The organism is Streptomyces sp. DH12, assembly GCF_020873895.1.
In the GTDB taxonomy this organism is placed as follows: Bacteria; Actinomycetota; Actinomycetes; order Streptomycetales; family Streptomycetaceae; genus Streptomyces.
In genome coordinates, this window is record NZ_JAHWGT010000843.1 from 1 (window position 1) to 479 (window position 479).

Below are 479 nucleotides of genomic sequence, written 5' to 3' on the forward strand. Positions count from 1 at the left end.
GTTCACGAGCAGGTGGACGTGGTTGTCCTCGCCGTTGAACTCGACCAGTTCGGCCTCGAAGTCCTCGCACACGGCCCGCATGATCTCCTCGCACCGCGTCAGGTGTCGGTCGGCGAAGACCTTGTGCCGGTACTTCGTCACGAAAACCAAGTGGACGTGAATACGGAAGACACAGTGACGACCAGTACGAATGTTCTCATCGATACCCATAAACCAATTGTGTAGCGTGATCCGTATGCAGCTCAGGTACTCGTTCCGGGTGTACCCGAGCGCCGGTCAGCGCACGGCGCTGGCGAGGGCGTTCGGGTGCGCGCGGGTGGTCTACAACGACGCGCTTCGCGCTCGGGAGACCGCCCGCAGCGAGGGGCTGCCGTTCCCGAAGACCGGCGACCTGTCCAAGACGCTGATCACCGAGGCCAAGCAGACGTCCGAGCGGGCGTGGCTCGGCGAGGTGTCGGCGGTCGTGCTCCAGCAGTCCC

Annotated in this window: 2 protein-coding genes; one reads left to right on the plus strand and one right to left on the minus strand. The window is 63.9% G+C overall.

Going from position 1 to position 479, the window contains the following annotated elements:
* Window positions 1-210, minus strand: a 210-nt coding sequence (gene tnpA, locus LPA54_RS37375) for an IS200/IS605 family transposase (protein WP_228984897.1), incomplete at its 3' end; no start/stop codon positions are given.
* A 25-nt stretch (window positions 211-235) separates the two neighbouring features.
* Between tnpA and LPA54_RS37380 the strand changes: the two genes are divergently transcribed.
* Window positions 236-479, plus strand: a 244-nt coding sequence (locus tag LPA54_RS37380) for a helix-turn-helix domain-containing protein (RefSeq protein ID WP_228984898.1), incomplete at its 3' end; no start/stop codon positions are given.